Here is a 25,306-nt window from a genome sequence, read left to right as displayed (position 1 = left end):
GCGAAAACCCGGCGGGCGGGATAAATATTTGTGACGTAAGTCTCTGATAAATGACGATGTTTTAGGTAGAGTAAGTCGTGTTGGAGCAGGCATACCGGCCGGCCGTCAATTGGTCGACCGCCAAGGCCGGTTGACTTCACCCCTGCGCTTGCCTAACCATCCCGATAACGGATGGTCGACTGACCATCCTGACATAACGGATGGTTCCGGATCGGTGTTACGCCCTTCCGGATGAAAAGGGAATGTGACGGGGCGGACCCAAGCCGGGCGCCTTCATCACAGCCGACCCCGCGACTGTAGAGCGGTCAGGGTCTTCCATCCGGCACTAAGCCCTTCCGGCCGGCGGCTTGCAATCATGCAAGCGGGCGGGACGGGCGACATGCCGGAAAAGCCACTGGATATGCATGGTGATCAACCGGGGTCGGACGCCTCTCAATCTACGAATCGTCCACCTTTTCACTGATGCAGCCGGGAAGGCGAGGATGATCCGCTGGCACGATCAGGGCGACCGGTTTCCGGTCTGCCCCGATCGCGGCCGATAACCGCGAGCCAGGAGACCTGCCATGCGGCCGGGCGAGAAGCCCACACCTGGGCACTATGCCCGTTGCCAGCACGGAGGTTGTCTTGGCTGAACGATTGAATTCGGCGCGGCCTGGTGCGGCGCGACGGGGAGGTGCCTTTTCGGCGCCTCTTAGCTCGGTGTGTTTGGGACGCACTTTCCTCTCCTCCCTCATTCCTGTGCTCGTCACAGGAATTCAGTGTGCCCAAGTCCTTGGGTACAGGAGAAACATTTCACGGCGGCATAGAGTCATCCACGGCGCGGACGCGCCGCGGCTGGATTTCTGTGACAAGCACAGGAATGAGGGAAGAGAGTGGGGCGACGCCGCGTTTCTTCCGGAGGCCGTTTGCATATGATCGCCGCCCCCTCCAATACCGTCTTCATCCTCGGCGGCGCACGCTCGGGCAAATCCCGTTTCGCCGAAGACCTCGTCACGGCAACCGACCTCGATCGCCACTATCTCGCGACCGGCCGCGCTTGGGACGAGGAGATGCAGATGCGCATCGCCCAACACAAGGCCGACCGCGGCCCGTCCTGGACGACGCATGAAGAGCCGCTCGACCTCGTCGACAAGCTTACCGTCATCGACGGCGAGGGGCGCATCGTCCTCATCGACTGCCTGACGCTCTGGGTCACCAATCTGATGATGGAGGAGCGCGACATGGCGGCGGAATTTGCCGCGCTTGCCGATTTCCTGCCCGCCGCGAAGGCGCGGCTCGTTTTCGTCTCCAATGAGGTCGGTCTCGGCATCGTGCCCGACAATCGCATGGCGCGGGATTTCCGTGATCATGCCGGCCGGCTGCACCAATCAATCGCGGCGAAGGCCGCCGAAGTTTATTTCATCGCGGCAGGCCTGTCGCTGAAAATGAAGGATTAAGTCCATGAACCAGCAGAAGATTCCCGCAACCGTCATCACCGGCTTCCTCGGCGCCGGCAAGACGACGATGATCCGCAACCTGCTCACCAATGCCGGCGGCAAGAAGATTGCGCTGATCATCAACGAATTCGGCGATCTCGGCGTCGACGGCGACGTGCTGAAGGGCTGCGGTGCGGAGAATTGCACGGAGGACGACATCATCGAGCTGACCAATGGCTGCATCTGCTGCACCGTCGCCGATGATTTCATTCCGACGATGACCAAGCTGCTCGAGCGCGAACAGCGGCCCGACCATATCGTCATCGAGACCTCGGGCCTTGCTTTGCCGCAGCCGCTGGTCGCCGCTTTCAACTGGCCCGATATCCGCACGCAGGTGACCGTCGATGGCGTCATCACGGTGGTCGACAGCGCTGCCGTTGCCGCCGGCCGTTTCGCCGACGACCATGATGCCGTCGATGCGCGCCGCGCCGAGGATGAATCGCTCGATCACGAAAGCCCGATCGAGGAGCTGTTCGAGGACCAGCTCACCTGCGCCGACCTCATCGTGCTCAACAAGACCGACCTGATCGATGCTGCCGGCCTTATCAGGGTGCGTGACCAGGTCGCCTCCCGCACCGTCCGCAAGCCGGTCATGATCGAGGCACGGAACGGCGAGGTGTCGGCCGGCATCCTGCTCGGCCTCGGCATCGGCACGGAGGACGATGTCGCCAATCGCAAGTCGCATCACGAGTTGGAGCATGAGGACGGTGCGCCGCACGACCATGACGAATTCGACAGCTTCGTCGTCGAACTCGGCCCGGTCGCCGATCCCGCCAGCTTCATCGCGGCGCTGAGGACGATCATATCAGCCCATGACGTGCTGCGCCTCAAGGGTTTCGTCGATGTCTCGGGCAAGCCGATGCGTCTGCAGCTCCAGGCCGTCGGCAGCCGCATCGACCATTATTTCGATCGCGCCTGGGGTCTTGGCGAAAAGCGCGCCACGCGCCTCGTCGTCATCGGTCTGCATGAGATGGACGAGGGCGCGGTGCGGGCGGCGATCGAAGCGTTGGCATAGACCCATGCATCTGCTTCTGGCCCAGCAGGGAACGATCAGCGACGGCGAGGAGGCGATCGACCTCGGGCAGACGCCGGGCGACATCCTGTTCCTGTCGGCGGCCGACAGCGAGCTTGCCGCGATCGCGGCGGCCCATCGCGAGCGCGGGACAGCGCCTTCGCTGAGGCTCGCCAGCCTGCTGAGTCTGAAGCATCCGATGTCGGTCGATACCTATGTCGAGCGCACCGCGCGGCATGCGAAGCTGATCATCGTGCGCGCGCTCGGCGGCGCCAGCTATTTCCACTATGCGCTGGAGGCGCTGCATGCGGCAGCCGCCCGCGCTGGAGCGCTGATCGCAGTGCTGCCGGGTGACGCCAGGCCCGATGCGGGGCTGGTGCCTTTTTCGAATATCGGGCTCGACGACCTCAATGCGCTCTGGGCCTATCTGATCGAGGGCGGCGATGCCAACGCGCAGGCGTTTCTCGACTATGCCGGGGCGATGCTGTCGGGAGCCGAGAAGCCGGCGCCGGCGGTGCCTTTGATGAAGGCGGGTATTTGGTGGCCGGGACGGGGTTTGATCGGGGTCGAGGAGTGGCGGCGGGTTGCTGCAGAGATGCCTTCGGGTGAGAGGGTGGTAGCAGAGGAGGGATTTGAACCCCCGACAGTCGCCATCAGCTTCTACCGCGCGCTCGTCCAAAGCGGCGAGACCGCGCCGATCGAAGCTCTCATCGAAGCGCTGACGACACTCGGCCTCCGGCCACTGCCGGTCTTTGCCTATAGCCTCAAGGATCCGGTTTCGACAGGCATTCTCGAAAGCGTGTTTTCGGCACTGAAACCCGATGTCGTCATCAATACGACGGGCTTTGCCGTCTCGGCACCGGGTGCGGACCGGCAGCCGACGGTGCTGGAGGCGAATGAGGCGATTGTGCTGCAGGCGATCCTGTCGGCTTCGTCGAGGGAGGCATGGCTCACTTCCTCGCAAGGCTTGTCGGCGCGCGATCTCGGCATGAACGTGGCATTGCCTGAAGTCGACGGCCGGGTGCTGGCGCGGGCGGTCTCCTTCAAGACGGCGGCGCGCTACGATGCTGCCGTCGAGACCAATATTGTCGCCAGCGAACCGGATGCTGGCCGGGTGCGTTATACTGCGGAGCTTGCCGCCAATTGGGCGCGGTTGCGGAAGATATCAGCCGGCGACCGACGCATCGCGCTCGTCATGGCAAATTATCCGAACCGGGACGGTCGACTCGGCAATGGCGTCGGCTTGGATACGCCGGCCGGCACCATCGAGGTGCTGAAGGCTATGCGGGCGGCGGGGTATCCGGTCGCCGAGATTCCCGCCGACGGCGATGCGCTGATCCGCCACCTGATGGAAGGGCCGACCAATTCCGGTTCCGATGGAAAGATCATCCGCGAGACGCTTTCCCTGAGTCTGTACAACAGCTTCCTGGAATCTCTTCCCAATAAGATTCAGGATGAGGTGAGAGCCCGCTGGGGCGATCCCGAAGACGATCCGTATTTTCGCGAGGGCGTCTTCGCCCTGCCTTTCGCGCGATTCGGCGAGGTACTCGTCGGCATCCAGCCGGCACGCGGCTACAATATCGATCCGAAAGAGAGCTACCATTCGCCGGATCTCGTGCCGCCGCACGGTTATCTCGCCTTCTACGCTTTCCTGCGCCGCGAATTCGGCGCCCATGCCGTCATCCATATGGGCAAGCACGGCAACCTCGAATGGCTGCCCGGCAAGGCGCTGGCGCTGTCAGAAAGCTGTTATCCCGAGGCGATCCTCGGGCCGCTGCCGCATCTCTATCCCTTCATCGTCAACGATCCAGGCGAGGGCACGCAGGCCAAGCGCCGCAGTGCTGCCGTCATCATCGATCACCTGACGCCGCCGCTGACGCGGGCCGAGAGCTACGGGCCACTGAAGGATCTGGAGGCGCTGGTCGACGAATATTACGAGGCGTCCGGCGGCGATCCCCGCCGCATCCGCCTGCTCAGCCGCCAGATTCTCGATCTCGTGACCGATATCGGTCTCGACCGGGATGCCGGTATCGCCAAGGGCGAAAGCGAAGGCGAGGCGCTGAAGAAGCTCGACGCCTATCTCTGCGACCTCAAGGAAATGCAGATCCGCGATGGGCTGCATGTGTTCGGCCTGTCGCCCGAGGGGCGGCTCTTGACGGACCTGACCGTGGCGCTGGCGCGGGTGCCGCGCGGGCTTGGCGAGGGCGGTGATGCGAGTTTGCAGCGGGCGATCGCGGCGGATGCGGGATTGGGCGGCGGCGTGCGGGGTGCCTCCTCCTTCGACCCTCTCGACACAGACATGGCTGCCGTTTGGACCGGTCCGCGTCCTGATATCCTCGCAGATGTTCTAGATGCCCCATGGCGAACCAACGGAGACACTGTCGAGCGCATCGAACTACTCTCGGCGAAGTTCGTTTCCGGCGAGCGCAAATGCCCCGAGGACTGGAAGGCGACACGGGTGGTGCTCTCCGAGATCGAGATCCGCCTCAAGCCCTCCATCCTTGCCTGCGGCCCGGCCGAGATCGAAGGTTTGCTCAAAGGGCTCGACGGCCGGTTCGTGGCGCCCGGACCCTCCGGCGCGCCGACGCGCGGGCGGCCCGATGTGCTGCCGACGGGCCGCAATTTCTATTCAGTCGACAGCCGCGCCGTGCCGACGCCGGCCGCCTACGAACTCGGCAAGAAATCCGCGGAGCTGCTGGTGCGCCGCTATGTGCAGGATCACGGCGAGTGGCCTGTTTCCTTCGGGCTGACGGCCTGGGGCACGTCAAACATGCGGACCGGCGGCGACGATATCGCCCAGGCGCTGGCGCTGATCGGCGTCAAGCCGCTCTGGGACATGAGTTCGCGCCGCGTCACCGGCTACGAGATCATTCCGCCGGCGATGCTCGGGCGGCCGCGCGTTGACGTGACGCTCCGCATTTCCGGCTTCTTCCGCGATGCCTTTCCCGAGCAGATCGGGCTGTTCGATAAGGCGATCCGCGCCGTCGGCGCGCTGGAAGAGGATGCCGCTGATAATCCGATTGCCGAGCGGATGCGCGGCGAGGCGGCGCGGCTTGCGGCTGCGGGTCTCGACGAAAAGACGGCGGCACGGCGCGCGGGCTACCGTGTCTTCGGCTCGAAGCCCGGTGCCTATGGCGCCGGCCTGCAGGCGCTGATCGACGAAAAGGGCTGGGAGCGACGCGCCGATCTTGCCGAGGCCTATCTCGTCTGGGGCAGTTATGCCTATGGCGCCGGCGAGGAGGGCAGGGCCGAACGCGGCCTGTTCGAGGAGCGGCTGCGCTCGGTGCAGGCTGTCATTCAGAACCAGGACAATCGCGAGCACGACCTGCTCGACAGCGACAACTATTACCAGTTCGAGGGCGGCATGGCCGCCGCCGCCGAGCAGCTCGCGGGCGCACGCCCTTCGATCTATCACAACGACCATTCCAGGCCGGAAAAGCCGGTGATCCGCTCGCTGGAGGAGGAGATCGGCCGTGTCGTGCGCGGGCGTGTCGTCAATCCGAAATGGATATCGGGCGTCATGCGCCACGGCTACAAAGGTGCCGCCGAGATCGCCGCCACCGTCGATTATCTCTTTGCCTTCGCAGCAACGACGGGTGCGGTCGGCGAACATCATTTCGAGGCGGTTTACCAGGCCTTCGTCGCCGATCCCGCCGTCGCCGGCTTTATGGCCGAGAAGAACCCGGCGGCATTCGACGAGATGAGAGAGCGGCTGCTGGAGGCGATCGACCGCAGCCTCTGGACGCCGCGCAGCAATTCGGCCCGGTTCGACCTGGCCACGAGACATAAAAATGAGGTGACCCAATGAGCGACGAGACCCCGGACAGCGAGATCGCAGAAGGCGGAGTTGGCAAGGACGATGCGCGCCACGCTGAGAAGATGGCGAAGAAGAAAGCCGCGCGCGACAAGATCATGGCGACAAAGACGGACGGCAAGGGCTTGATCATCGTCCATACCGGCAAGGGAAAAGGCAAGTCGTCTGCCGCCTTCGGTATGATCTTCCGCCATATCGCCCACGGCAAGCCGTCGGCCGTCGTGCAGTTCATCAAGGGCGCGATGTGGACCGGCGAGCGCGACCTGATCGAGAAGCATTTCTCCGATCTCTGCCAGTTCCACACGATGGGCGAGGGCTTCACCTGGGAGACGCAGGACCGCGCCCGCGATGTCGCGGCAGCGTCGGCGGCCTGGGAAAAGGCCAAGGAGCTGATCCGCGACGAGCGCAACTCCATGGTGTTGCTCGACGAGATCAATATCGCGCTGCGCTACGACTATCTCGACATCAACGATGTCGTCGCCTTCCTGAAGAGCGAGAAGCCCCATATGACGCATGTCGTGCTGACGGGGCGCAACGCCAAGGAAGAATTGATCGAAATCGCCGATCTGGTGACCGAGATGGAGCTCGTCAAACACCCCTTCCGCTCCGGCATCAAGGGTCAACCGGGCGTGGAGTTCTGAGGCGGTCAGTTGAGCGCGAGGCTGCGCAGGATGGCAGCCGTTTCCTCATCCGCCGGGAAGAAGGATTCGACCGCGAGTTCCGACAAAGTGATTTCGACGGGCGTGCCGAAGACAGTCGTTGTCGAGATCAGGGAAAGCAAGCCGGCCTTGGTCGAAAGCTGAAGGGGAACGGCGATGCCGGCATAGTCGGTATGGACCTCGCCAGCAGTTTTAGGCGCTGGATAGGACAGCAACTCCTTCAAAAGCTTGTCCAACATTGGATCGCCCGAAGCCGAGAACTGTTGGCGCAGCCTGCCGATAAGGTGGGCGCGCCACTCGGAGAGGTTTTTGATATGGGGCGCCAATCCTTGTGGATGCAGGCTGAGGCGCAGTACGTTGACGGGTGGCGTGAGCAGAGACTGGTCGGCAACGGCTGAGAGCAGCGGAGCGATGGCCGCATTGGCCGCGATGAGTGTCCAATGGCGGTCGACGGCGATTGCTGGGAAGGGCTCGTGCCCTTTCAGCACCATGTCGATGGCGCGACGGGCCGGTTCCAGTGCGGGATCGTCGAGCGCGCGTTCGGCAAAAACAGGAGCGAAACCCGCCGCGAGCAGCAGCGGGTTCCGATCGCGAAGGGGCACGTCGAGCCGTTCGGCAAGATGGAGCAGCATATCGCGGCTCGGTGTCGAGCGCCCGCTCTCGATGAAGCTCAGATGCCGCTGCGAGATCTCCGCCTCCAGCGCGAGGTCGAGCTGGCTCATGCGGCGGCGCTGGCGCCATTCGCGCAGATGGTCTCCAAGGGAGCGGGCGGTCGGCGTCATCAGGCGGTTTCCGGCAGCAAATCTATGAAACCGCGGACGGATTTCAGCTTGCCGCCTTCGAGCTCGGCGAAATCCGTGCCCTTGATTAGCGCATCGCCGTTTTCCGGGCCGAGGCCCCAGGAGAAGCGCAGGTTGTCGCCGTAGCAGTCGGCCGTCCCGATGAGGGCGAAGCGGAAGCCGGGGAAGCGGCTTTGCACCGCCTCGACCAGCGAATTGATCTGCTCATGGCCTTCGCCGCGCATCAGTGGGTCGATATAGGTCGCGGCTTTGCTCCAGCTCTCGGCAATGAGAGAGCGACGGCGAGCGGCGTCCGTCTCATTCCAGATGGCGAGATAGCGCTCTGCGTTGGTGTTTGCGTCGTTCATCGGGTCATCTCCTTTTGATCGCCCATCAGTTCCAGGCAGTCCGATCATGCGAGAAGGCGATGCACCTTATCAATTACGCCAGAGGTAATGGAAGATGGTCGAGGGGTCGTGTCAGACGCCGAGCTAGACACGCAGCGGATTTACAGGGTCGGCGAGCAGCTTTACCGCAAGGGCGACGCAGACGATCACGAGCAGCGGCTTGATGAGCTTTGCGCCGATGCGCATGGCCAGCCGCGAGCCCAGCTGTGCGCCGAGGAACTGGCAAGCACCCATCAACAGGCCGATCTTCCAGAGTATCGCGCCGAAGCTTGCGAAGACGATCAGCGCGCCGAAATTCGAGCCGAGATTGAGAAGCTTGGTGTGGGCCGTCGCCTTCAGTATGCCGAAGCCGGCGAGCGTGACGAAGGCCAGCATGAAGAAGGAGCCCGTGCCGGGGCCGAAGACGCCGTCATAGAAGCCGATGACAGGCACCAGCGTCAGGCCGAAGATAAAGGGGGCATGCGGCGGTGGGTGTCGAGGTCGTTGAGGTTCGGCTTGACGGCGAAGAAGATGGCGATCGTCACCAGCAGCACCGGCATGATGGCCTGCAGCACCTGGCCTGGAACGATCGTGGCGAGTGCCGCGCCGAGCGAACCGCCCATGACAGCCATCAGCGCCATCGGCAATTGTTCCGCAAGCTGCACATGGCCCTTGCGGGTATAGGCGATCGTGGCCGAGGCCGCGCCGAAGAGGGACTGCACCTTGTTGGTGCCGAGGGTCTGGAGCGGCGGAATGCCCGCGATCAGCATGACGGGGACGGTGATGGGGCCGCCGCCGCCGGCAATGGAATCGACGAACCCGGCAAAGAAAGCCGCTGCGCAGAGCAGCAGAAGCAGATGGAAGGCGATATCGGGCAAGGTGGTATTCCGGGCAGGGATTTCGGACGGCCTTGTTGCATTTGCCGCCCCAAGCTGCAATGTCTGCAAAGACATGGGCAGGGCGTATTTGACGGTTTCCATGAGCGATATCTCTTTCGATACGGCGAGGCGCCACGTCCTCGGCCTCGGCTGCGAGCGCGGGACGCCGCCTGCCGAGGTGCTGGCGCTTGCGATCGAGGCGCTCGACGCAGCCGCTATCGGCGCGGCGGAACTCACAGCCATTGCCTCGATCGACAGCCGAAGACTGGAGCCGGCGATCCTTGCCGTTGCCGCGCATTTTTCCGTGCCTGCCGTATTTTTCGGCGCACTGCGGCTGGAGGAGGAGACGCCGCGGCTCGCGAATCCCTCGGCGATCGTCTTTGCCCGCGTCGGCTGCCATGGGGTCTCCGAGGCAGCTGCGCTGGCGGCTGCGGGGCCGGATGCCGAGCTTGCTGTCGCCAAGATCAAATCTGCACATGCGACGGCGGCAGTTGCCCGTAGCGGGTTGCAGAAAGCCTAGTGGACGTTATGGTGGCGCCAATTCGCGGCGCCGTCCGGCTGCTTCACGGTTCACATCTAGAGGATATCTCATGCACAAGGTCATCTATGACACTGACCCTGGCGTCGACGACGCCATGGCGCTTCTCTTCCTGCATCGTCATCCCGAAATCGACCTTCTCGGCATCACCACGGTTTTCGGCAACGCCTCGGTCGAGACGACGACGCGCAATGCGCTCTTCCTCAAGCGCGAATGGAATATTCCGGCACCCGTTTCCAAAGGCGCCAGCGTCACCATCGATTCCGCGCGCGCGGAGCGGCCATGGCCGGCCATGGTGCATGGCGAGAACGGCCTCGGTGATATCGACGTGCCCGAGACGATCGACCTGCCGCTCGATCCGCGCCCGGCGCATCGCTTTATAATTGACACGGTGCGCGCCCATCCGGGCGAAGTGCGACTCGTCGCCGTTGGCCGAATGACCAACCTGGCGCTGGCGCTGAAGGAAGATCCCGAGATTGCGACGCTTGCCAAGGACGTCGTCATCATGGGCGGCAATTTCTATGTGCCGGGCAATGTCTCGCCGGTCGCCGAGGCCAATATCCACGGTGATCCCGAAGCTGCCGACATCGTCATGACCGCGCCTTGGAAGGTCGCCATCATCGGCCTCGACGTCACCGCGATCACCACGATGAGCCGCAGCTATCTCGGCGAGATGGCGGCCAGGGGTGACAGGGCGGTCAAGCAGCTCGACGCACTCTCGCAGTCCTACATCGATTTCTACAAGCACGCGGTTGAAGACGGCATGATGGTGCATGACAGTTGCGCCTGCGTCTATGTCGTGGTGCCGGAGCTGTTCTCGTCGATATCGGGTGCGGTGCGCGTCGTATGCGGCGGCATCGCTGACGGTCAGACGATCGTCAGGCCGGACGCCCGGCGTTTTCCGCCTGACGGCGCTTGGGACGGCCTGCCGAGCCAGGTCGTCTGCACCGGTATTGAATCGGAGAAGGTCCTCGACCTGATCCGCAACACGCTGCTTGCAGCCTGAGGGATGGGAGAGCCGACGCATCGCGCCGGCTTTCGATATATGATAATATATTCATATTGTTGTGCAGGTTCTTCGAGAATTCGAATCCGCCTCTTCGCAAAGTGAGTCATATCAATCTCAGCAACTTCAAGTGAGGTGATGGGCGCGGCGTTGACCTTGCCCTTTGCGGGGCCTAGATCAGCAGAATGATCGATGCCGCATTCTCCCATCTTCCGGCGCTGGAGCCGGGCAACGTCTGGCTCGTCGGCGCCGGTCCTGGCGATCCCGGCCTTTTGACGCTGCTTGCCGCCAAGGGGCTTTCCGAGGCCGACGTCATCGTCCACGACGCGCTGGTCAACGAGGAATGCCTGGCGCTGGCGCGACCGGAAACGCTGGTGGAATATGCCGGCAAACGCGGCGGCAAGCCTTCGGCGAAACAGCGCGACATTTCGCTGCGACTGGTGGAGCTGGCGCGTGCCGGTAAAAAGGTGCTGCGGCTGAAGGGTGGCGATCCCTTCGTCTTCGGGCGTGGCGGCGAAGAGGCGCTGACGCTGGTCGAGTACAACATCCCCTTCCGCATCGTGCCCGGCATCACCGCCGGCATCGGCGGGCTCGCCTATGCCGGCATCCCGGTGACGCATCGCGACATCAACCATGCCGTGACCTTCCTCACCGGCCATGATTCCTCCGGCATCGTGCCTGACCGGATCAACTGGGAGGCGATTGGCCAGGGCTCGCCCGTTATCGTCATGTACATGGCGATGAAGCATATCGGCGAGATCAGCGCCAATCTCATCGCCGCAGGCCGGCTGCCGTCGGAGCCCGTCGCCTTCGTCTGCAATGCTGCCACTGGCCGGCAGCAGGTGTTAGAAACGACACTCGCCGATGCGCCCGGGGCCGTTGCCGCCTCCGGGCTGGAGCCGCCGGCGGTGGTCGTCGTCGGTGAGGTGGTCCGGCTCCGAGCCTCGCTCGACTGGCTTGGTGCGCTGGCGGGGCGGCGCCTGCAACCCGATCCATTCCGCCGGTCCGGCAAGGTGCGGGCATGAGCGGCCTCCTGATTGCAGCCCCTTCCTCCGGTGCCGGCAAGACGACGGTAACGCTCGGGCTGCTCCGAGCGCTTCGCCGGCGCGGCATCGCGGTCGCGCCCGGCAAGGCCGGCCCTGACTATATCGATCCCGCCTTCCATGCGGCGGCGAGCGGCACGCTCTGCCTGAATTTCGATCCCTGGGCGATGCGTGGGGAATTGATCTCGGCCAATGCCGCCCTTCACCGCTCCGGCGACCGCATTCTCGTCATCGAGGCGATGATGGGGCTTTTCGACGGAGCAGCCGACGGGCGGGGCACGGCGGCCGATCTTGCCGCCCAGCTCGGGCTTTCGGTGGTGTTGGTCGTCGACGCCTCGCGCATGTCGCAGTCGGTGGCGCCGCTGGTTACCGGGTTTGCCGGCTTCCGCGCCGATGTCCGCGTTGCAGGCGTCATTCTCAACAAGGTCGGCAGCGACCGCCACGAAGCGATGCTGCGACAGGCGCTGGAGGCTATCCGCATGCCCGTCATCGCCGTCATCGGCAACGACAAAGGGCTTTCGCTGCCGGAGCGCCATCTCGGGCTGGTCCAGGCCGGCGAACATGCCACGCTCGACGCCTTCATCGACCATGCGGCGGATGCGGTCTCCGAGGAATGCAATTTCGAGTTCCTGCTGCGCATTGCAAAGCAGGGGCTCAACCGGCCATCGGCCGCCAATATTGACCGGTTGCCGCCGCTGGGCGCACGCATCGCCGTGGCGCGCGATGTTGCTTTTGCCTTTTCCTACGAGCATATGCTGCTCGGCTGGCGCCGCCGGGGTGCTGCGATCTCCTTTTTCTCGCCGCTCGCCGACGAGGCGCCGGCTTTGGATGCCGATGCGATCTATCTGCCCGGCGGTTATCCCGAGCTGCATGCCGGACGGCTTGCAGAGGCGCAGAATTTCCGCGCCGGCATGCTCGATGCGGCAGGCCGCGACATCCGGATCTATGGCGAGTGCGGCGGCTACATGGTGCTTGGCGAGGGCCTGATCGATGCGAAGGGGCATCGCCACGAAATGCTCGGCCTGCTGCCCGTCGTCACCACCTATGCCGAGCGGAAACGCCATCTCGGCTATCGCCGTGTTGTGCCGCTCGACGGCGCCTTCTTCGCGCGGATGATGACGGCGCATGAATTCCACTATTCCAGCGTCGTCTCAGAGGGCGAGGGCAAGCGGCTGTTTCAGGTACAGGACGCGCTCGGAACCGATCTCGGCATGGCCGGGCTGCGGCGCGAGCAGGTGGCGGGCTCCTACATGCATCTGATCGATCTGGCCGGAGCCTCCGTATGAGCGCACCGATCGCCCATGGCGGCGGCATCACCGCCGCTGCCGCCGTCTTCGGCGGCAGGCCGGAAGACTGGCTCGATCTTTCCACAGGCATCAATCCGTGCCCCGTCGCGCTGCCTGAGATTCCGGCGCGAGCCTGGCACCGCCTGCCGGACGGGCACCTCGTCGATGAGGCAAGGCGCGCGGCGCGCGACCACTACGGCAGCGGCGAGATTCTGCCGCTACCAGTGCCCGGCACACAATCGGTGATCCAGCTTCTGCCACGTCTGGTCGCGGCGGGTAGGCTGGTTGGCGTCACGGACGAGCGAGTCGATGTGACGGACAACAAGGTTGCCGTGACGGACGATAGGATCGCCGTGACGGACGACAGGGTTGCCGTGGTAACGCCGACCTATGGCGAGTATGCGCGCGCCTTCACCTCGGCCGGTTTTACCGTCGATGCGGTCGACAATATTGCCTCGATCGGGATCGAGCATAGGCTGGCTGTCGTCGTCAATCCGAACAATCCTGACGGACTGGCATGGCCGGCCGAAACACTGATTGCCCTGCACGACAGGATGAAGGCAGCAGGCGGGCTTCTCGTCGTCGATGAAGCCTTCGGTGATACCGATCCAGCGCTCAGCCTTGCATCACGTGTGCCGCAGCTTTCCAACCTCATCATCTTCCGCTCCTTTGGCAAGTTCTTTGGACTTGCCGGCCTCCGGCTCGGTTTTGCGATTGCGCGCGGCGATATTCTCGCGCGTTTCGAAGACTGGCTCGGACCTTGGGCGGTCTCCGGACCGGCCCTTTCGATTTCAGGTTCGCTGCTGCGATCGGACGTTTCGGCTATCCGTAGCCGCATCAATGAACGTTGCACCGGCCTGCATGCAGTGTTGAAGGGCGCGGGGTTGCGGATGGCTGGAGGAACGGCACTCTTCACCCTTGTCACCGATGCGAGAGCCGGCGACATCTACATGCATCTCTGCCGCCACCATATTCTCGTCCGCAAGTTCGAGTATGCGCCGAATTGGCTGCGTTTCGGGCTGACGCCCGATCCGGCGGCAGACAGGTGGCTTGGCGAAGCCCTTCAGAGATTTGAGCGATGACGATCGACGAAAACCTTCTCGTACTGCTTCTGGCGCTGCTGCTCGACCGGATCGCCGGCGATCCGCAATGGCTGTGGTCGCGGATGCCGCATCCCGTCGTCGTCTTCGGCGCGGCGATCTCCTATGCCGACCGGCAGCTCAACCCAGCAAGCCTCACGGGCTCGCAACGCCGAATGAACGGTATCGCCGCCATCCTGGCGCTGCTTCTTTTGACGGTGGCCGCAGGCTTCGTGTTCAACCGGTTCTTCGCGCTGTTCGGCCCTGTCGGCATCTTGCTGGAGACCGGGCTGGTGGCGATCTTCCTGGCGCAGAAAAGCCTTGCCGATCACGTCGCGGCCGTTGCCCTTGCCCTACGCGACGAGGGGCTTACCGGCGGGCGGGCCGCCGTCTCCCGCATCGTCGGGCGCGATCCCGAGACGCTGGACGAGCCGGCAGTCTGCCGCGCGGCGATCGAAAGCCTCGCCGAGAATTTCTCCGACGGCGTCGTCGCGCCGGCGCTCTGGTATGCCGTCTTCGGCCTGCCGGGGCTCTTCGCCTACAAGATGCTGAACACGGCGGATTCGATGATCGGCCATAAGTCGGAAAAATACATCGACTTCGGCTGGGCTGCCGCCCGACTCGACGATGTCGCCAACTGGCCGGCCGCGCGCCTCTCCATCCTGCTGATTGCCGCCGGCGCCTGGATCCGGCGGGGAACAAGCGCCGGCCGTGAGGCGATCCGCGTGGCGATGCGCGACGGGGCCTTGCACCGCTCGCCGAATTCCGGCCGGCCGGAGGCGGCCATGGCGGGCGCGCTGAACGTCCAGCTCGCCGGGCCGCGCATCTATGGCGGCGTCATCGTGCGCGAACCGATGATCAACGACACCGGCCGCGACGTGGCGACCTCGGGCGACATCGAGGACGGCGTATCGGTATTCTACGCCAGTTGCATGGTACTCGCCGGCATCACCTTCGGGCTGTTTTTGTGTTTTCTGTAGGATCGTTGCGTGCATGCCCCCAGTGGACAGGCCAGGCTCAAACGTTTATTCCGACCGCCTCATATCTCCATCAGACCGGAAGCAGAGCGATGACAGTTCAGGTTGAATTACCGTGCCCGAAGTGCAAGAGCACCAAGATGAAGTTCGAGCGGCCCGAGATCCGGGAGACCGACATCATCACTTGTGCGGCCTGCGGGCATAATCTCGGCACGATGGCCTCGATCCGCGAGAAGATGAACAAGGCCTACCAAGGGCTCAAGAAGCCTTCGGCGGCGCGCAAACTCCAGTGAGGCAGGTGCCGCTATCTTCCGGCGCCAGTTCCCGCTTGGCTCGTTAAAATTGTGATTACCATTCGGATTAAAGCAATATAATAAGTATTGCCGTAGTCTCTCTTTCGTGAGGGCGCAATTAAGCTGCGCGAGTTCGAAGAGGGGTTATGATGAAGACGATTTTGGCGGCTGCGGCCGCAAGTTTATTGCTGCAGTTTTCTCCCGTTGCCGCTCAGGCAGCGACGCTGGTCGCCAATATCAGCATCGGCAAGCAGATGATGACCGTTTCCGAGAACGGCTTCGTCAAGTATCGCTGGAAGGTTTCGACCGCGCGCAACGGCTATGTCACGCCGACGGGTTCGTGGAGCGCCAAGTGGCTGTCGCGCGATCATCGCTCACGCACATACGACAATGCGCCGATGCCGTTTGCGGTGTTCTTCAACGGCGGTTACGCCGTTCACGCCACTTTCGACCTGAAGCGCCTGGGCACGCCGGCCTCGCATGGTTGCGTGCGCCTGCATCCCAACAATGCAGCCGAGTTCTTCTCGCTGGCGCGGCAGGCCGGGCTTGCCAATACCCGCGTGGTCATTACGCGCTGATCCCGGATCAGCGCCTGACCCCGATGTCGGGAGATGATCCCGTTCTATGCGCTGATCATCCGCTCCAGCTCATCCATGTCGGGCACGATGATATGTCGGAAGTTCTCGATGCGAATGACGCCGCTCTTGCGCAGCCTGGTCATCTGGCGGCTGACGGTTTCGATCGTCATCCCGAGAAAATCGGCGATCTCGGCGCGGGACAGCGGCAGGTCGAACGCGGTGCTCGTGGCTGTCTGCGGTTCGGCGTGTGTAGCGATCAGGTAAAGCAGGCTTGCGACTTTCTCGCCTGCGGTGCGCCGGCCGAGGGTCAGCATCCATTCGCGCGCGGCGTCCAGCTCCTTTAGCGCCTGATCGTGCAGGCTGCGCTGCAGCTCCGGCGTCTCAGATATCATTCGGTCGAGCAGGTTGCGGGGAAAGACGCAGATTTCGGCATCGGTCGCAGCCTCAGCCGACAGCGAGCTTTCACGGATGAAGGGTCTGCCGACGAAATCGGGGGCGAATTGCAGGCCGACGATCTGCTGGCGCCCGTCCTGCATCACTTTGCAGAGCTTCACCACCCCGCGCATGATGTTCGAATAGAAAGAGCTTTCCGACCCTTGGGCGATGATCTCGCAGCCGGCCTCGATCTTGCGGCGCAGAGAGTGGCGGTTGAGCTCTCTCAATTGACCGCTCGACAGGGCGCCGCAGACGACGCCGTGCCGCGCCTGGCAGGAAGCGCAAGCGACGGGAGTGCCGGTCTCGAAAAGCTCACTGCGGGCAACATCCATGTCCTGATCCCTTTTGAAATCCTCGTGTGGCTGGCACGACTGGCGCGTTCGGCATGGACAGCATGCCCGCGCATGCCCCAGCGCCGCTTGAGGATTATCAATTTCGTCGGAATCGCTGTTTGATCTAGATCAAAGCATGCCCGCCCGTGGGTTTTGTCGGGAACCGCGCTTGCCCCGGTGCGAGGGCCATCCATGGGTTTGATTCGGACGGCTTCTCCGATCTGCCGGCGCGGCGGGCCTTCCACAGAGGCCTCGCCTTCCGCCTCGACGCCTGTTCGGATGACCGCAAAGGCGGGCATTCCATTGCTGTTTAAGCAACACCCGATCGGCAAATTGCCATCGTGCCGGGACGAAAGCATTGGCTTTTGAAATGGATTTGCCTATGAGGGGGTTTAAATCGTCATTTCATGAGGTACAGCGCGTGACCGCTACATTCGATAAAGTTGCCGACATTATTGCAGAGACCAGCGAGATCGACCGCGCGACGATCACGCCGGAGAGCCATACGATCGACGACCTCGGTATCGACAGCCTTGATTTCCTCGACATCGTCTTTGCGATCGACAAGGAATTCGGCATCAAGATCCCGCTCGAAAAGTGGACGCAGGAAGTCAACGAAGGCAAGGTTTCCACCGAAGAATATTTCGTGCTGAAGAACCTCTGCGCCAAGATCGACGAGCTCAAAGCAGCCAAGGCCTGAGCGACATAACCGTCTTTTTTGAACGCCCTGCCGCCCTGAATATGGCGGCCGGGCGGTTTTGTTCCTAACTAGTGCATGCCGCCCAAAAGTGTGCAGCGGTTTTGGGACGACGGCATGCATAAAAACAAAGACCTAAAGTGCTAAGCAGGTTCCATGCTGCGCGCTTTGGGCGTCACCGGCGGGCGGATCTGGCCTGTCGGGCCGGAGGATCCGAATGCTGCTGGAATATTTCCAGATGATTGACCGCGTCGAAGCGGTGGACCTGAAGAAGGGCACGCTTAAGGCGCGATCCGTCGTGCCGGCCAAGAGCCCCGTCTTCGAGGGTCATTTTCCCGGCATGCCACTCGTTCCCGGCGTGCTCCTGATCGAGACCATGGCGCAGGCCTCTGGCATGCTGGTGCTTGCCGTCACCAATTTTGCCGCCATGCCCTTCCTGATGACGGTCGACGGCGCCAAGATGCGCACCTTCGTCGAACCGGAAGCCGTGCTCGACATCGAGGCGGTGCTCGAGCATGACGGTTCAGGTTTCGCGGTCACCAAGGCTAAGATCACCAGCGGCGGCAAGAAGGTCTGCGATGCGCAGCTGAAATTGCGCACCATGCCGTTTTCCGAGGTGCCGCTCGGCGATATCGTGAAGAAACGTGCCGGCGAGATCGGGCTTCTCGAAGCGATCGCGGCGCAGGGAGTGATTGGATGAGCAAGGCTGCAAACGACGTCGTCATCTCGGGCATCGGCATCGTCACCTGTCAAGGCGTCGGCAAGGATGCGCATATCGCGCTACTTTCGGCCGCCAGCGCGCCGAAAGCGATCGTCGAGACTGAAAAGTTCAAGCCCTATCCGGTGCATCCGCTGCCCGAGATCGACTGGTCGCAGCAGATCGCCAAACGCGGCGACCAGCGCCAGATGGAGAACTGGCAGCGCATCGGCGTCTTCGCCGCCGGCCTTGCGCTCGACGATGCCGGCTTCAAGGACGATATCGAGGCTTGCGGTACGATGGATATGATCGTGGCGGCCGGCGGCGGCGAGCGCGACATCAATGTCGACACACTGATCGTCGACGAAGCGCTGAAGCGCAATGACCGCGAGCTGCTGCTCAACGAGAAGCTGACGACCGAGCTGAGGCCGACGCTGTTCCTCGCCCAGCTTTCCAACCTGCTCGCCGGCAATATCTCGATCGTGCACAAGGTCACCGGCTCGTCGCGCACCTTCATGGGCGAGGAAGCGGCCGGCATTTCTGCCGTCGAGACTGCCTTTTACCGCATCAAATCAGGCGAATCCTCGCATGCGCTTGTTGGAGGCGCCTTCGCGGCCGAGCGGCCTGACATGATCCTGCTCACCGAAGCGATCGGCGCCCATGCGCGCGGCGACTGGGTGCCGCTCTGGTCGCGCAAGCCGAGCGATGGCGGCGGCATGATCACCGGTTCGGCAGGCGCTTTCCTGGTGCTGGAATCGCGCAAGCATGCCGAAGCCCGCGGCGCTCATATCTATGCCGTCGTCGATGCGGTCGAGGGTGACCGCGGCAACCGCAATTCCGGCAATCTCGAGGTTCGGCTGGAGCGGCTTCTGGGGCCGGCAGCCGGGCTTGCCGCTGAAAGCACGGCGATCTTTTCCGGCTCGACCGGCATGCACGATCTGGCCGCCCGCGAGCGGGCGGTGCTCGAACATCAATTGCCCGACGTTGCGATCCGTGGCTTCGGCGGCGTTACCGGCCATACGATCGAGACGCAGTTCACGCTGGGTCTGGCGCTCGCAGCCCTTGCCGTCGACGGCAAGGCCAAGGTTCCGCCCTTCGATGCCGCCCATGAGGCGCCGATGCGGGCAGGCGCCACCGCTGCCGTTGTGACCACGGTCGGACACCAGCGCGGCGAGGGCGTTGCCGTTCTTTCCGCAGATGCGTGAGGAGTGAGAGATATGACAGCTTCCGCTTATAAAGATCACCTCGGCCGTCCGATCGTGGCTGTTACCGGCATGGGCATCATCACCTCGCTCGGCCAGGGCCTCAGCGACAACTGGGCAGCGCTTTCGTCAGGCACGTCGGGCATCCACGAAATCAACCGCTTCCCGACCGAGGGCCTGTCGACGCGGATCGCCGGCACCGTCGATTTTATCGGCATCCCGGTGCCGAACGCCGTCGAGCGCTCCTATGCCTTTGCCCGCGAAACGACGATCGAGGCGCTCGCCGATGCCGGCCTGTCCGGCGATTTCAATGGCCCGCTATTCCTCGCCGCTCCGCCGATCGAGCCGGAATGGAGCGCGCGCTTCGAACTTGCCGACCGTTCTCCGGCCTCCGACCATCCGGGTGACGCTTATGAGCGCTTCCTGACGGCGCTGCGCCAGCGTCCGGATCCGGCCTTCCATGAGGCGGCGCTGTTCGGCGCGATTTCCGAGCGCCTTGCCGACCGGTTCGGCACCCGCGGCCTGCCCGTGACGCTGTCGACCGCCTGCGCCTCCGGCGTCACGGCGATCCAGCTCGGCATCGAGGCGATCCGCCAGGGCCGCACCGATCGCGCGCTGACCGTCGCGACCGACGGATCGCTAAGTGCCGAAGCTCTGATCCGCTTCTCGCTGCTATCAGCTCTTTCGACGCAGAACGATCCGCCGACCAAGGCTTCCAAGCCATTCAGCAAGGATCGTGACGGCTTCGTCATCGCCGAGGGCGCGGCGACCCTGGTGCTGGAATCGCTGGAATCAGCAGTTGCCCGCGGCGCCAAGGTGCTCGGCATCATGAAGGGCGCCGGCGACAAGGCCGACAGCTTCCACCGCACCCGGTCTTCGCCCGATGGTGGCCCGGCGATCGCGACGATCCGCGCGGCGCTTGCTGATGCCGGTATCGACGAGAGCGGCATCGGCTACATCAATGCGCACGGCACTTCGACGCCTGAGAACGACAAGATGGAATATGGGGCGATGTCGGCCGTCTTCGGCGATCGGATCGTCGGCATTCCGGTTTCGTCGAACAAGTCGATGATCGGCCACACGCTGACGGCGGCGGGCGCGGTCGAGGCGGTGTTCTCGCTGCAGACGATGTTGACCGGAACGCTGCCGCCGACCATCAACTACAACAACCCCGATCCGTCGATCGTTCTCGATGTCGTGCCGAACAAGAAGCGGGAAGCACAGGTTTCAGCCGTGCTTTCCAACTCCTTCGGCTTCGGCGGGCAGAATGCCAGCCTTGTCATGGCGCTCGAACCGGCTTAAGCGGTTCCCGACAATTTCAAGACAAGAAAAACGCCTTCCAGGCGAGGGATTTTGCCATGCGCGCTTTGCAACTGATCGACGACCGCAAGCTTGAGATCACCGATCTGCCGGAACCGGATGCCCCAGGTGCCGGCGAGGTGACGCTGCGCGTCAAGGCGGTGGCGCTCAACCATATCGACGTCTGGGGCTGGCGCGGCATGGCGTTCGCCAAGCGCAAGATGCCGCTCGTCATCGGCGCGGAAGCTTCCGGCGTCGTCGAAGCGATCGGACCGGGCGTGGCGAACGTGCTGCCCGGCCAGCTGGTGGCGATCTACGGCGCGCGCACCTGCGGTCTCTGCCGCCCCTGTCGCGAAGGCCGCGATAATCTCTGCGAACATGTCTCCGGCGTGCACGGCTTCCATCTCGATGGCTTCGCGCAGGAAAAGGTCAACCTGCCGGCGCGCCTGCTGGTGCCCGCCCCTCCCGGCGTCGATGCGATTGGCGCGGCGCTTGCTCCGGTCACTTTCGGCACCGTCGAGCACATGCTGTTCGACAATGCCAAGCTCGAGCCGGGTGAAACGATCCTCGTCCATGCCGGCGGCTCCGGCATCGGCACGGCGGCGATCCAGCTTGCCAAGAAGATCGGCTGCACCGTCATCACCACGGTTGGTTCGGACGACAAGATCGAGAAAGCTAAGGCGCTCGGCGCCGATCACGTCATCAACTACCGCACCGACCGTTTCGAGGGCGTGGTGCGCAAGCTCACCAAGAAGAAGGGCGTCGACGTCGTCTTCGAACATGTCGGCAAGGACACCTGGGCGGGCTCGATGCTCTGCATGAAGCGCGGCGGGCGCCTCGTCACCTGCGGCTCGACCTCGGGTGTTTCCACAGAGATGAACCTGATGATGCTGTTCCAGCAGCAGCTGAAGCTCTTCGGCTCCTTCGGCTGTCGTATGGAGAACATGGCGGATGCGATGCAGAAGATGGGCCGCGGGCTCGTCCATCCGGTCATCGATACCGAGGTCAGCTTCAGCGATATCGACCGGGCGCTGGAGCGGATGGAATCGCGCCAGATCTTCGGCAAGATCATCCTGAAGATGGATTGACCGCGTGAAACTGTTCATCACCCGGATCGTTCTAGCGCTCAGGAATTTCCAGCAATGGCTGGTGGCGCAGGTGATGTTCGGCTTCCTGAATTTCCTGAAGCTGTTTCCGGCCGATGGCGCGATCCGCTTCGCCGACAGGATGATGCGCCGCCTCGGCCGGCTGACCAGCCGCCACAGACTGATGCTGACCAATCTGCGCAATGCCTTCCCTGAGAAGAGCGAGGCCGAGATCGAGGAGATCGCGCTCGCCAGCTGGGGTAATATGGGCCGGCTTGCGGCCGAATACGTCTTCCTCGACCAACTGTTCGACTATGATCCCGAAAAGTCGGAGCCGGGCAGGGTGGAGGTGTCGGGCGTCCCGATCTTCCTCGACCTGCGCGACAATCCGCGCCCCTTCATCGTCTTTACCGGCCATACCGCCAATTTCGAGCTGCTGCCGGTGGCGGGTGCCGCCTTCGGGCTCACCGTCACCGTGCTCTTCCGGCCGCCGAATAATCCTTATGTCGCCAAGAAGGTGTTCGACTTCCGGAGCGCCCGCATGGGCAGGCTGGTGCCCTCGCATGCCGGCTCCTCCTTCGCGCTCGCCCGTCAGCTCGAAGCAGGACAAGGCGTGGGCGTGCTCGTCGATCAGAAATTCCGCAAGGGGCTGAAGGGCACCTTCTTCGGACGCGAGGTCAAGACCAATCCCCTGCTGCCGAAGCTGGTGCGGCAGTTCGACTGCGAGGTTTATCCGGCGCGCTGCATCCGTCTGCCCGGAAATCGCTACCGGCTGGAAATCGAGCCGCGGCTGGATATGCCACGCGACGCCGCGGGTAATCTCGACCTGCCGGCCGCCGCCCAGTTGCTCAACGACAAGGTGGAAAGTTGGGTGCGGGAATATCCGGAACAGTGGCTCTGGTATCACGACCGCTGGCAGATCAAGCAGACGCTCGCGCCTTAGAACAGGATGATTTCAGGCCGGCATGATGCCGAAAACCGCTCACACTTTCGGCATCATGCTCCAAAAACGTCCACCCTCATTTATCAGCGGTGAAAAGCGGCAGGTGCTCTCGGATTGAAACTGAGGGCACTTCATGTTATCCGTCACCACCAAGACGCGAATAATGTCTACCGGAAGGCGCATTTTTTGGGAAATGCAGCCATGTGAGGTTTCGGACTCGTCTCTTGGGACAATGGGAGTGGAGGCGTCTTGCTGGAGCTTTTTCGAGCTTTTTCCTTGCGTTGCGTGCAAATCGAGGAAGCCATACGCTTGGGCGACGACCAGCGCGTCACGGCGCTCGACCGCCATGTCGAGCCGCTGGTCGAGGCAATCCTCGCCTGCCGGGCAGTCAATCTGCTCGAAGTTTACATGCAACTGCAGTTTGTGAGCCATCTGATCAGCCAGGATGCCGACGACAGCGCCAGCGTCACGGAGCACACGTCGGTGCTTTCCTACCTGCTCGACCGCTATTTCGGGGCGCATGGGCCGGACTGGCGCGTGCCTTCGCCGCAGGATGTGCGCATCGAGCCGCCGCCGGCCTATGTGCCTGATACCGACAATGGCCAGTTCCTCAACGCGGTGATCCTCGAAAGCCTGCCGGATCGCGTGGCGGTGCTGACCAGGGACTATCGCTACCTCTATTCCAATCCAGCCAACAGCGCCCATCTCAACAGGAAGCCGATGGAGCTTATCGGCCGCCACCTTTCCGAATTCATCGGCGAGGAGCGGTTTGCCGAATGCGCCAAGCATAAGCTCGACGCCTGTTTTGCCGGCGAACAGATCGACTATTCCTATGAGCGCTCGGCCGACAGCGGCGGATCGCGGCAGGTGCGCTGTCGCATGTCGCCGCTGCGCGATGCGGGCGGTACGGTGATCGGCGCCCTGCTCGTCATGGAAGATCTCGATCGGCTGTCGCAGGCTGCCTGATCCCGGTCGGCAGCCTTAGGCAGCCTGACCAACTCGGCTGCCTTGGGTCGTCTGGCTAAGCGGCCGCCCAGACGGCGAGCTCGTAACCGTCGCGGTCGAGGAAGTGGAAGCGACGGCCGCCGGGAAAATCGGTGATCGGCCGACAGATCGTGCCGCCGGCTCTTTCGACTGAGGTCAGCACTTCTTCCAGGTCTCTGGCATAGACGACGACCAGCGGGCCGCCGCCCGGACGCACCGGTCCGAAATCGGTAAAGCCGCCCTTCAGCCGGCCATCGTCGAATTCGCAATAATTGGGGCCGTAATCGGTGAAGCGCCAGCCGAAGGCCGAGCCGTAAAAGGCTTTGGCGGCGGCGATGTCGGCGACGTTGAATTCGACATAATCGATACGGCGATCGTGGTTTTCTGTCTTCTCGGCCATCTATCTCTCCATCAGGGCTTTCAGCATGGCAAGATCCTTCTCGACATGGGCGGCATCGGCGGAAAACTGCGCGTCGGTCATGCCGGGCAGACGCAGCAGCGTGAACATGACCTCGCAGCCATCGCCGTTCGGCACGATGCGCAGGGCATTATAGACCCTGAGGCCGGATTCGATCGTCACTGTATGATCGATCACGCCGAATTCATTGGTAGGTACGAAGCTCACCTTGACGCTGCCAAGAGCGCCGTGGGCGATCCAGTCGGCGCCGTGCGGTTCGAGGCCGGTCGCAAGGCCGGAAGCCCAGAGCGGCATGTTCTCCGGTTTGCCGGCGAAGTCATAGACGTCGCGCCAGTCGCGCCCGATCGACAGGTGGATGATTTTCGCGGGCATTGTCGTCATCGGCTGCAGGTCCCTGTCATGGTTTCGTCAGAATAACAGACCGGCCGGCAGCGTCTTGAACAAAACGGTCAGTCGGCTCTTTGCCGCATGCTGAGCTGGTCAAGAATGACCGCGGGCGTCAGCGTCGAGAGCTCGCCGACCTCGCGCGTCATGTGGGGCTGATCGGCAAAGCCCGCTTCGAGCGCAAGGCGGGCAAGCGGCATCGTGTCCGACCTGCGGCAGAGGTCGAGGAAACGCTGGAACCGGCGGATCCGTTCCAGCGTCTTTGCGCCATAGCCGAAATGGTGGTGGCAGCGGCGGCGCAGCTGCCTTTCGCTCATGCCGAGCCTGTCGAGCAGGCCGGGTGCCGGGCGACGGCTGTCGGCGGCGGCGAAGATCACGGCAGCCTCTCGGGCGGGCTCTTCCTCATCGCGCGCGGCCTCTTCGAGCAGGCGGCCAAACAGCGCCGTGGCGGCTGAGGGGTCGGGGCAATCCGCAAGCCGCGCCTCGAATTCGGCAGTGTCCTTCCGGCCGAAGTCAGCGAGGGGCACCGAGCAGCCGACCAGTGCCGAGAGCGGCGTCTCCAGCCAGGGTGCTGCGGCGCCAGGCGCAAAACGTGCGCCGATCACTGTCGCACCCGGCTGGATGACGGGAAAGGCCGCCGCCCTGTCGGGGCCGGCGACGACCAGCCGGCCGTCGATCCAGAGGAGATCGCAATAGCCGTCCGGCACGATCGCCACCGGCCCGTCATGGAGCGCGTGCGACCAGAGGCGGCTGAAATGGTGTCGCAGCGTCGATGGCGGTGCATATTCGCGGTAGCGGCCGGCGCGGGCCGCCAGGAGAGCCGTATCTTTTCGTCTTCCCGATGCCAATGCGATATCTCCCGGGGCACTGATGATAACATGAGATAGGGCAATACGGGCAGGATGCTCGAAAAACTTGCGGCTTCGGATTAAGCGGCAGCCTGTGGGTTGTCGGACAAGCGGCGATATTGCAAGCTTCATTTCATTGGCTTTTGCGAACCGATTAGACCCTTGCGAGACTTGCCGTT

At 63.3% G+C, this 25,306-nt stretch carries 25 protein-coding genes, 1 pseudogene and 1 riboswitch; of the genes and pseudogenes, 19 read left to right on the top strand and 7 right to left on the bottom strand.

The genetic code is table 11. From position 1 onward, the window contains the following. Positions 1-184 precede the first annotated feature (184 nt). Positions 185-580, top strand: a riboswitch (cobalamin riboswitch). A 331-nt stretch (positions 581-911) separates the two neighbouring features. The 4 genes from cobU to cobO are packed head-to-tail and all read left to right on the top strand — an operon-like array spanning position 912 to position 6,942. Further along, positions 912-1,436, top strand: a complete 525-nt coding sequence (gene cobU / locus C3Y91_RS10990) for a bifunctional adenosylcobinamide kinase/adenosylcobinamide-phosphate guanylyltransferase (RefSeq protein WP_168575291.1) — start codon at positions 912-914, stop codon at positions 1,434-1,436. A gap of 4 nt (positions 1,437-1,440) precedes the next feature. Beyond that, complete coding sequence (gene cobW, locus C3Y91_RS10985; protein WP_130664721.1) at positions 1,441-2,490, top strand: cobalamin biosynthesis protein CobW; 1,050 nt, start codon at positions 1,441-1,443, stop codon at positions 2,488-2,490. 4 nt (positions 2,491-2,494) lie between these two features. After that, a complete protein-coding gene (gene cobN / locus C3Y91_RS10980; RefSeq protein WP_168575290.1) occupies positions 2,495-6,295 on the top strand; it encodes a cobaltochelatase subunit CobN in 3,801 nt (1,266 codons plus the stop codon). Further along, positions 6,292-6,942: a cob(I)yrinic acid a,c-diamide adenosyltransferase gene (cobO, locus tag C3Y91_RS10975; protein WP_024322097.1), complete on the top strand. Its 651-nt coding sequence runs from the start codon at positions 6,292-6,294 to the stop codon at positions 6,940-6,942. The genes cobN and cobO overlap by 4 nt, the downstream gene beginning before the upstream one ends. A gap of 5 nt (positions 6,943-6,947) precedes the next feature. Here the strand turns inward: cobO and C3Y91_RS10970 are convergent, their stop codons facing one another. The 3 genes and pseudogenes from C3Y91_RS10970 to C3Y91_RS10960 form a co-directional block, all read right to left on the bottom strand. Then, entirely contained in the window at positions 6,948-7,742 is a 795-nt protein-coding gene (locus C3Y91_RS10970) for a helix-turn-helix domain-containing protein (protein ID WP_018074596.1), read from the bottom strand. After that, positions 7,742-8,155, bottom strand: a complete 414-nt coding sequence (locus tag C3Y91_RS10965) for a nuclear transport factor 2 family protein (protein ID WP_172643712.1) — start codon at positions 8,153-8,155, stop codon at positions 7,742-7,744. The genes C3Y91_RS10970 and C3Y91_RS10965 overlap by 1 nt, the downstream gene beginning before the upstream one ends. A gap of 75 nt (positions 8,156-8,230) precedes the next feature. Beyond that, positions 8,231-9,078 (bottom strand): annotated as a pseudogene (locus C3Y91_RS10960) (TSUP family transporter). Between the two features lie 25 nt (positions 9,079-9,103). On the opposite strand from C3Y91_RS10960, the gene C3Y91_RS10955 reads away from it, so the two are divergent. The 8 genes from C3Y91_RS10955 to C3Y91_RS10920 all read left to right on the top strand — a co-directional run bounded on the left by C3Y91_RS10955 (position 9,104) and on the right by C3Y91_RS10920 (position 15,803). Further along, the gene (locus tag C3Y91_RS10955; protein WP_024322095.1) at positions 9,104-9,523 is read left to right on the top strand and encodes a cobalamin biosynthesis protein; all 420 of its coding nucleotides are present in this window, start codon (positions 9,104-9,106) and stop codon (positions 9,521-9,523) included. Between the two features lie 70 nt (positions 9,524-9,593). Continuing rightward, positions 9,594-10,547 carry a nucleoside hydrolase gene (locus C3Y91_RS10950; RefSeq protein WP_024322094.1) on the top strand — a complete coding sequence of 318 codons (954 nt, stop codon included), beginning with the start codon at positions 9,594-9,596 and terminating at the stop codon, positions 10,545-10,547. 185 nt (positions 10,548-10,732) lie between these two features. Further along, complete coding sequence (gene cobA, locus C3Y91_RS10945) at positions 10,733-11,572, top strand: uroporphyrinogen-III C-methyltransferase (protein WP_024322093.1); 840 nt, start codon at positions 10,733-10,735, stop codon at positions 11,570-11,572. Further along, the gene (locus tag C3Y91_RS10940) at positions 11,569-12,876 is read left to right on the top strand and encodes a cobyrinic acid a,c-diamide synthase CobB (RefSeq protein ID WP_024322092.1); all 1,308 of its coding nucleotides are present in this window, start codon (positions 11,569-11,571) and stop codon (positions 12,874-12,876) included. The genes cobA and C3Y91_RS10940 overlap by 4 nt, the downstream gene beginning before the upstream one ends. Next, complete coding sequence (locus tag C3Y91_RS10935) at positions 12,873-13,958, top strand: threonine-phosphate decarboxylase (protein WP_168575289.1); 1,086 nt, start codon at positions 12,873-12,875, stop codon at positions 13,956-13,958. The genes C3Y91_RS10940 and C3Y91_RS10935 overlap by 4 nt, the downstream gene beginning before the upstream one ends. Continuing rightward, positions 13,955-14,935, top strand: a complete 981-nt coding sequence (cbiB, locus tag C3Y91_RS10930; protein ID WP_024322090.1) for an adenosylcobinamide-phosphate synthase CbiB — start codon at positions 13,955-13,957, stop codon at positions 14,933-14,935. Before C3Y91_RS10935 ends, cbiB begins: the two co-directional genes overlap by 4 nt. A gap of 89 nt (positions 14,936-15,024) precedes the next feature. Further along, positions 15,025-15,225, top strand: coding sequence for an ECs_2282 family putative zinc-binding protein (locus tag C3Y91_RS10925; RefSeq protein ID WP_018074603.1), 201 nt, complete (start codon positions 15,025-15,027; stop codon positions 15,223-15,225). Positions 15,226-15,374: 149 nt separating this feature from the next. Further along, the gene (locus tag C3Y91_RS10920; RefSeq protein WP_032989312.1) at positions 15,375-15,803 is read left to right on the top strand and encodes a L,D-transpeptidase; all 429 of its coding nucleotides are present in this window, start codon (positions 15,375-15,377) and stop codon (positions 15,801-15,803) included. 44 nt (positions 15,804-15,847) lie between these two features. On the opposite strand, the gene C3Y91_RS10915 is transcribed toward C3Y91_RS10920, so the two are convergent. After that, a complete protein-coding gene (locus C3Y91_RS10915; RefSeq protein WP_024322088.1) occupies positions 15,848-16,570 on the bottom strand; it encodes a Crp/Fnr family transcriptional regulator in 723 nt (240 codons plus the stop codon). A 421-nt stretch (positions 16,571-16,991) separates the two neighbouring features. On the opposite strand from C3Y91_RS10915, the gene C3Y91_RS10910 reads away from it, so the two are divergent. From C3Y91_RS10910 to C3Y91_RS10880, 7 genes are all read left to right on the top strand, one after another. Further along, positions 16,992-17,270, top strand: a complete 279-nt coding sequence (locus C3Y91_RS10910; RefSeq protein ID WP_003540486.1) for an acyl carrier protein — start codon at positions 16,992-16,994, stop codon at positions 17,268-17,270. A 214-nt stretch (positions 17,271-17,484) separates the two neighbouring features. After that, positions 17,485-17,967 carry a 3-hydroxyacyl-ACP dehydratase FabZ family protein gene (locus C3Y91_RS10905; protein ID WP_003540474.1) on the top strand — a complete coding sequence of 161 codons (483 nt, stop codon included), beginning with the start codon at positions 17,485-17,487 and terminating at the stop codon, positions 17,965-17,967. Continuing rightward, positions 17,964-19,169, top strand: a complete 1,206-nt coding sequence (locus C3Y91_RS10900) for a beta-ketoacyl-ACP synthase (RefSeq protein ID WP_018074606.1) — start codon at positions 17,964-17,966, stop codon at positions 19,167-19,169. Before C3Y91_RS10905 ends, C3Y91_RS10900 begins: the two co-directional genes overlap by 4 nt. A 12-nt stretch (positions 19,170-19,181) precedes the next feature. Next, positions 19,182-20,468 (top strand): beta-ketoacyl-ACP synthase, encoded by a 1,287-nt coding sequence (locus tag C3Y91_RS10895; RefSeq protein WP_018074607.1) that lies wholly within the window; start codon positions 19,182-19,184, stop codon positions 20,466-20,468. A gap of 56 nt (positions 20,469-20,524) precedes the next feature. Continuing rightward, complete coding sequence (locus C3Y91_RS10890; protein ID WP_018074608.1) at positions 20,525-21,553, top strand: zinc-binding dehydrogenase; 1,029 nt, start codon at positions 20,525-20,527, stop codon at positions 21,551-21,553. 4 nt (positions 21,554-21,557) lie between these two features. Next, positions 21,558-22,493, top strand: coding sequence for a lipid A biosynthesis lauroyl acyltransferase (locus tag C3Y91_RS10885; RefSeq protein ID WP_018074609.1), 936 nt, complete (start codon positions 21,558-21,560; stop codon positions 22,491-22,493). A gap of 249 nt (positions 22,494-22,742) precedes the next feature. Then, on the top strand, positions 22,743-23,459 hold the full coding sequence (locus C3Y91_RS10880; RefSeq protein ID WP_024322086.1) for a PAS domain-containing protein: 717 nt from the start codon (positions 22,743-22,745) through the stop codon (positions 23,457-23,459). A 55-nt stretch (positions 23,460-23,514) separates the two neighbouring features. On the opposite strand, the gene C3Y91_RS10875 is transcribed toward C3Y91_RS10880, so the two are convergent. The 3 genes from C3Y91_RS10875 to C3Y91_RS10865 all read right to left on the bottom strand — a co-directional run bounded on the left by C3Y91_RS10875 (position 23,515) and on the right by C3Y91_RS10865 (position 25,127). Continuing rightward, positions 23,515-23,877, bottom strand: coding sequence for a VOC family protein (locus C3Y91_RS10875; protein ID WP_018074611.1), 363 nt, complete (start codon positions 23,875-23,877; stop codon positions 23,515-23,517). Beyond that, positions 23,878-24,276, bottom strand: a complete 399-nt coding sequence (locus tag C3Y91_RS10870; RefSeq protein WP_024322085.1) for a polyketide cyclase — start codon at positions 24,274-24,276, stop codon at positions 23,878-23,880. Between the two features lie 68 nt (positions 24,277-24,344). Then, positions 24,345-25,127, bottom strand: a complete 783-nt coding sequence (locus tag C3Y91_RS10865; protein ID WP_168575288.1) for an AraC family transcriptional regulator — start codon at positions 25,125-25,127, stop codon at positions 24,345-24,347. Between the last annotated feature and the right edge of the window lie 179 nt (positions 25,128-25,306).

Origin of the sequence: Rhizobium ruizarguesonis (assembly GCF_012349115.1) — a bacterium.
Taxonomy (GTDB): domain Bacteria; phylum Pseudomonadota; class Alphaproteobacteria; order Rhizobiales; family Rhizobiaceae; genus Rhizobium; species Rhizobium ruizarguesonis.
Note: the sequence above shows the minus strand (reverse complement) of the source record. Positions and strands in the feature narration are given on the sequence as shown.

Bases quoted from the DNA above. Each gene is read 5' to 3' on its own strand.
- cobN (WP_168575290.1), top strand. From the start codon at position 2,495: ATGCATCTGCTTCTGGCCCAGCAGGGAACGATCAGCGACGGCGAGGAG.
- C3Y91_RS10920 (WP_032989312.1), top strand. From the start codon at position 15,375: ATGAAGACGATTTTGGCGGCTGCGGCCGCAAGTTTATTGCTGCAGTTT.
- cobU (WP_168575291.1), top strand. From the start codon at position 912: ATGATCGCCGCCCCCTCCAATACCGTCTTCATCCTCGGCGGCGCACGC.
- cobA (WP_024322093.1), top strand. From the start codon at position 10,733: ATGATCGATGCCGCATTCTCCCATCTTCCGGCGCTGGAGCCGGGCAAC.
- C3Y91_RS10915 (WP_024322088.1), bottom strand. From the start codon at position 16,570: ATGGATGTTGCCCGCAGTGAGCTTTTCGAGACCGGCACTCCCGTCGCT.
- C3Y91_RS10895 (WP_018074607.1), top strand. From the start codon at position 19,182: ATGACAGCTTCCGCTTATAAAGATCACCTCGGCCGTCCGATCGTGGCT.
- cobW (WP_130664721.1), top strand. From the start codon at position 1,441: ATGAACCAGCAGAAGATTCCCGCAACCGTCATCACCGGCTTCCTCGGC.
- C3Y91_RS10900 (WP_018074606.1), top strand. From the start codon at position 17,964: ATGAGCAAGGCTGCAAACGACGTCGTCATCTCGGGCATCGGCATCGTC.
- C3Y91_RS10925 (WP_018074603.1), top strand. From the start codon at position 15,025: ATGACAGTTCAGGTTGAATTACCGTGCCCGAAGTGCAAGAGCACCAAG.
- C3Y91_RS10965 (WP_172643712.1), bottom strand. From the start codon at position 8,155: ATGATCGGACTGCCTGGAACTGATGGGCGATCAAAAGGAGATGACCCG.
- cbiB (WP_024322090.1), top strand. From the start codon at position 13,955: ATGACGATCGACGAAAACCTTCTCGTACTGCTTCTGGCGCTGCTGCTC.
- C3Y91_RS10970 (WP_018074596.1), bottom strand. From the start codon at position 7,742: ATGACGCCGACCGCCCGCTCCCTTGGAGACCATCTGCGCGAATGGCGC.
- C3Y91_RS10950 (WP_024322094.1), top strand. From the start codon at position 9,594: ATGCACAAGGTCATCTATGACACTGACCCTGGCGTCGACGACGCCATG.
- C3Y91_RS10905 (WP_003540474.1), top strand. From the start codon at position 17,485: ATGCTGCTGGAATATTTCCAGATGATTGACCGCGTCGAAGCGGTGGAC.
- cobO (WP_024322097.1), top strand. From the start codon at position 6,292: ATGAGCGACGAGACCCCGGACAGCGAGATCGCAGAAGGCGGAGTTGGC.
- C3Y91_RS10875 (WP_018074611.1), bottom strand. From the start codon at position 23,877: ATGGCCGAGAAGACAGAAAACCACGATCGCCGTATCGATTATGTCGAA.
- C3Y91_RS10870 (WP_024322085.1), bottom strand. From the start codon at position 24,276: ATGACGACAATGCCCGCGAAAATCATCCACCTGTCGATCGGGCGCGAC.
- C3Y91_RS10940 (WP_024322092.1), top strand. From the start codon at position 11,569: ATGAGCGGCCTCCTGATTGCAGCCCCTTCCTCCGGTGCCGGCAAGACG.
- C3Y91_RS10890 (WP_018074608.1), top strand. From the start codon at position 20,525: ATGCGCGCTTTGCAACTGATCGACGACCGCAAGCTTGAGATCACCGAT.
- C3Y91_RS10935 (WP_168575289.1), top strand. From the start codon at position 12,873: ATGAGCGCACCGATCGCCCATGGCGGCGGCATCACCGCCGCTGCCGCC.
- C3Y91_RS10955 (WP_024322095.1), top strand. From the start codon at position 9,104: ATGAGCGATATCTCTTTCGATACGGCGAGGCGCCACGTCCTCGGCCTC.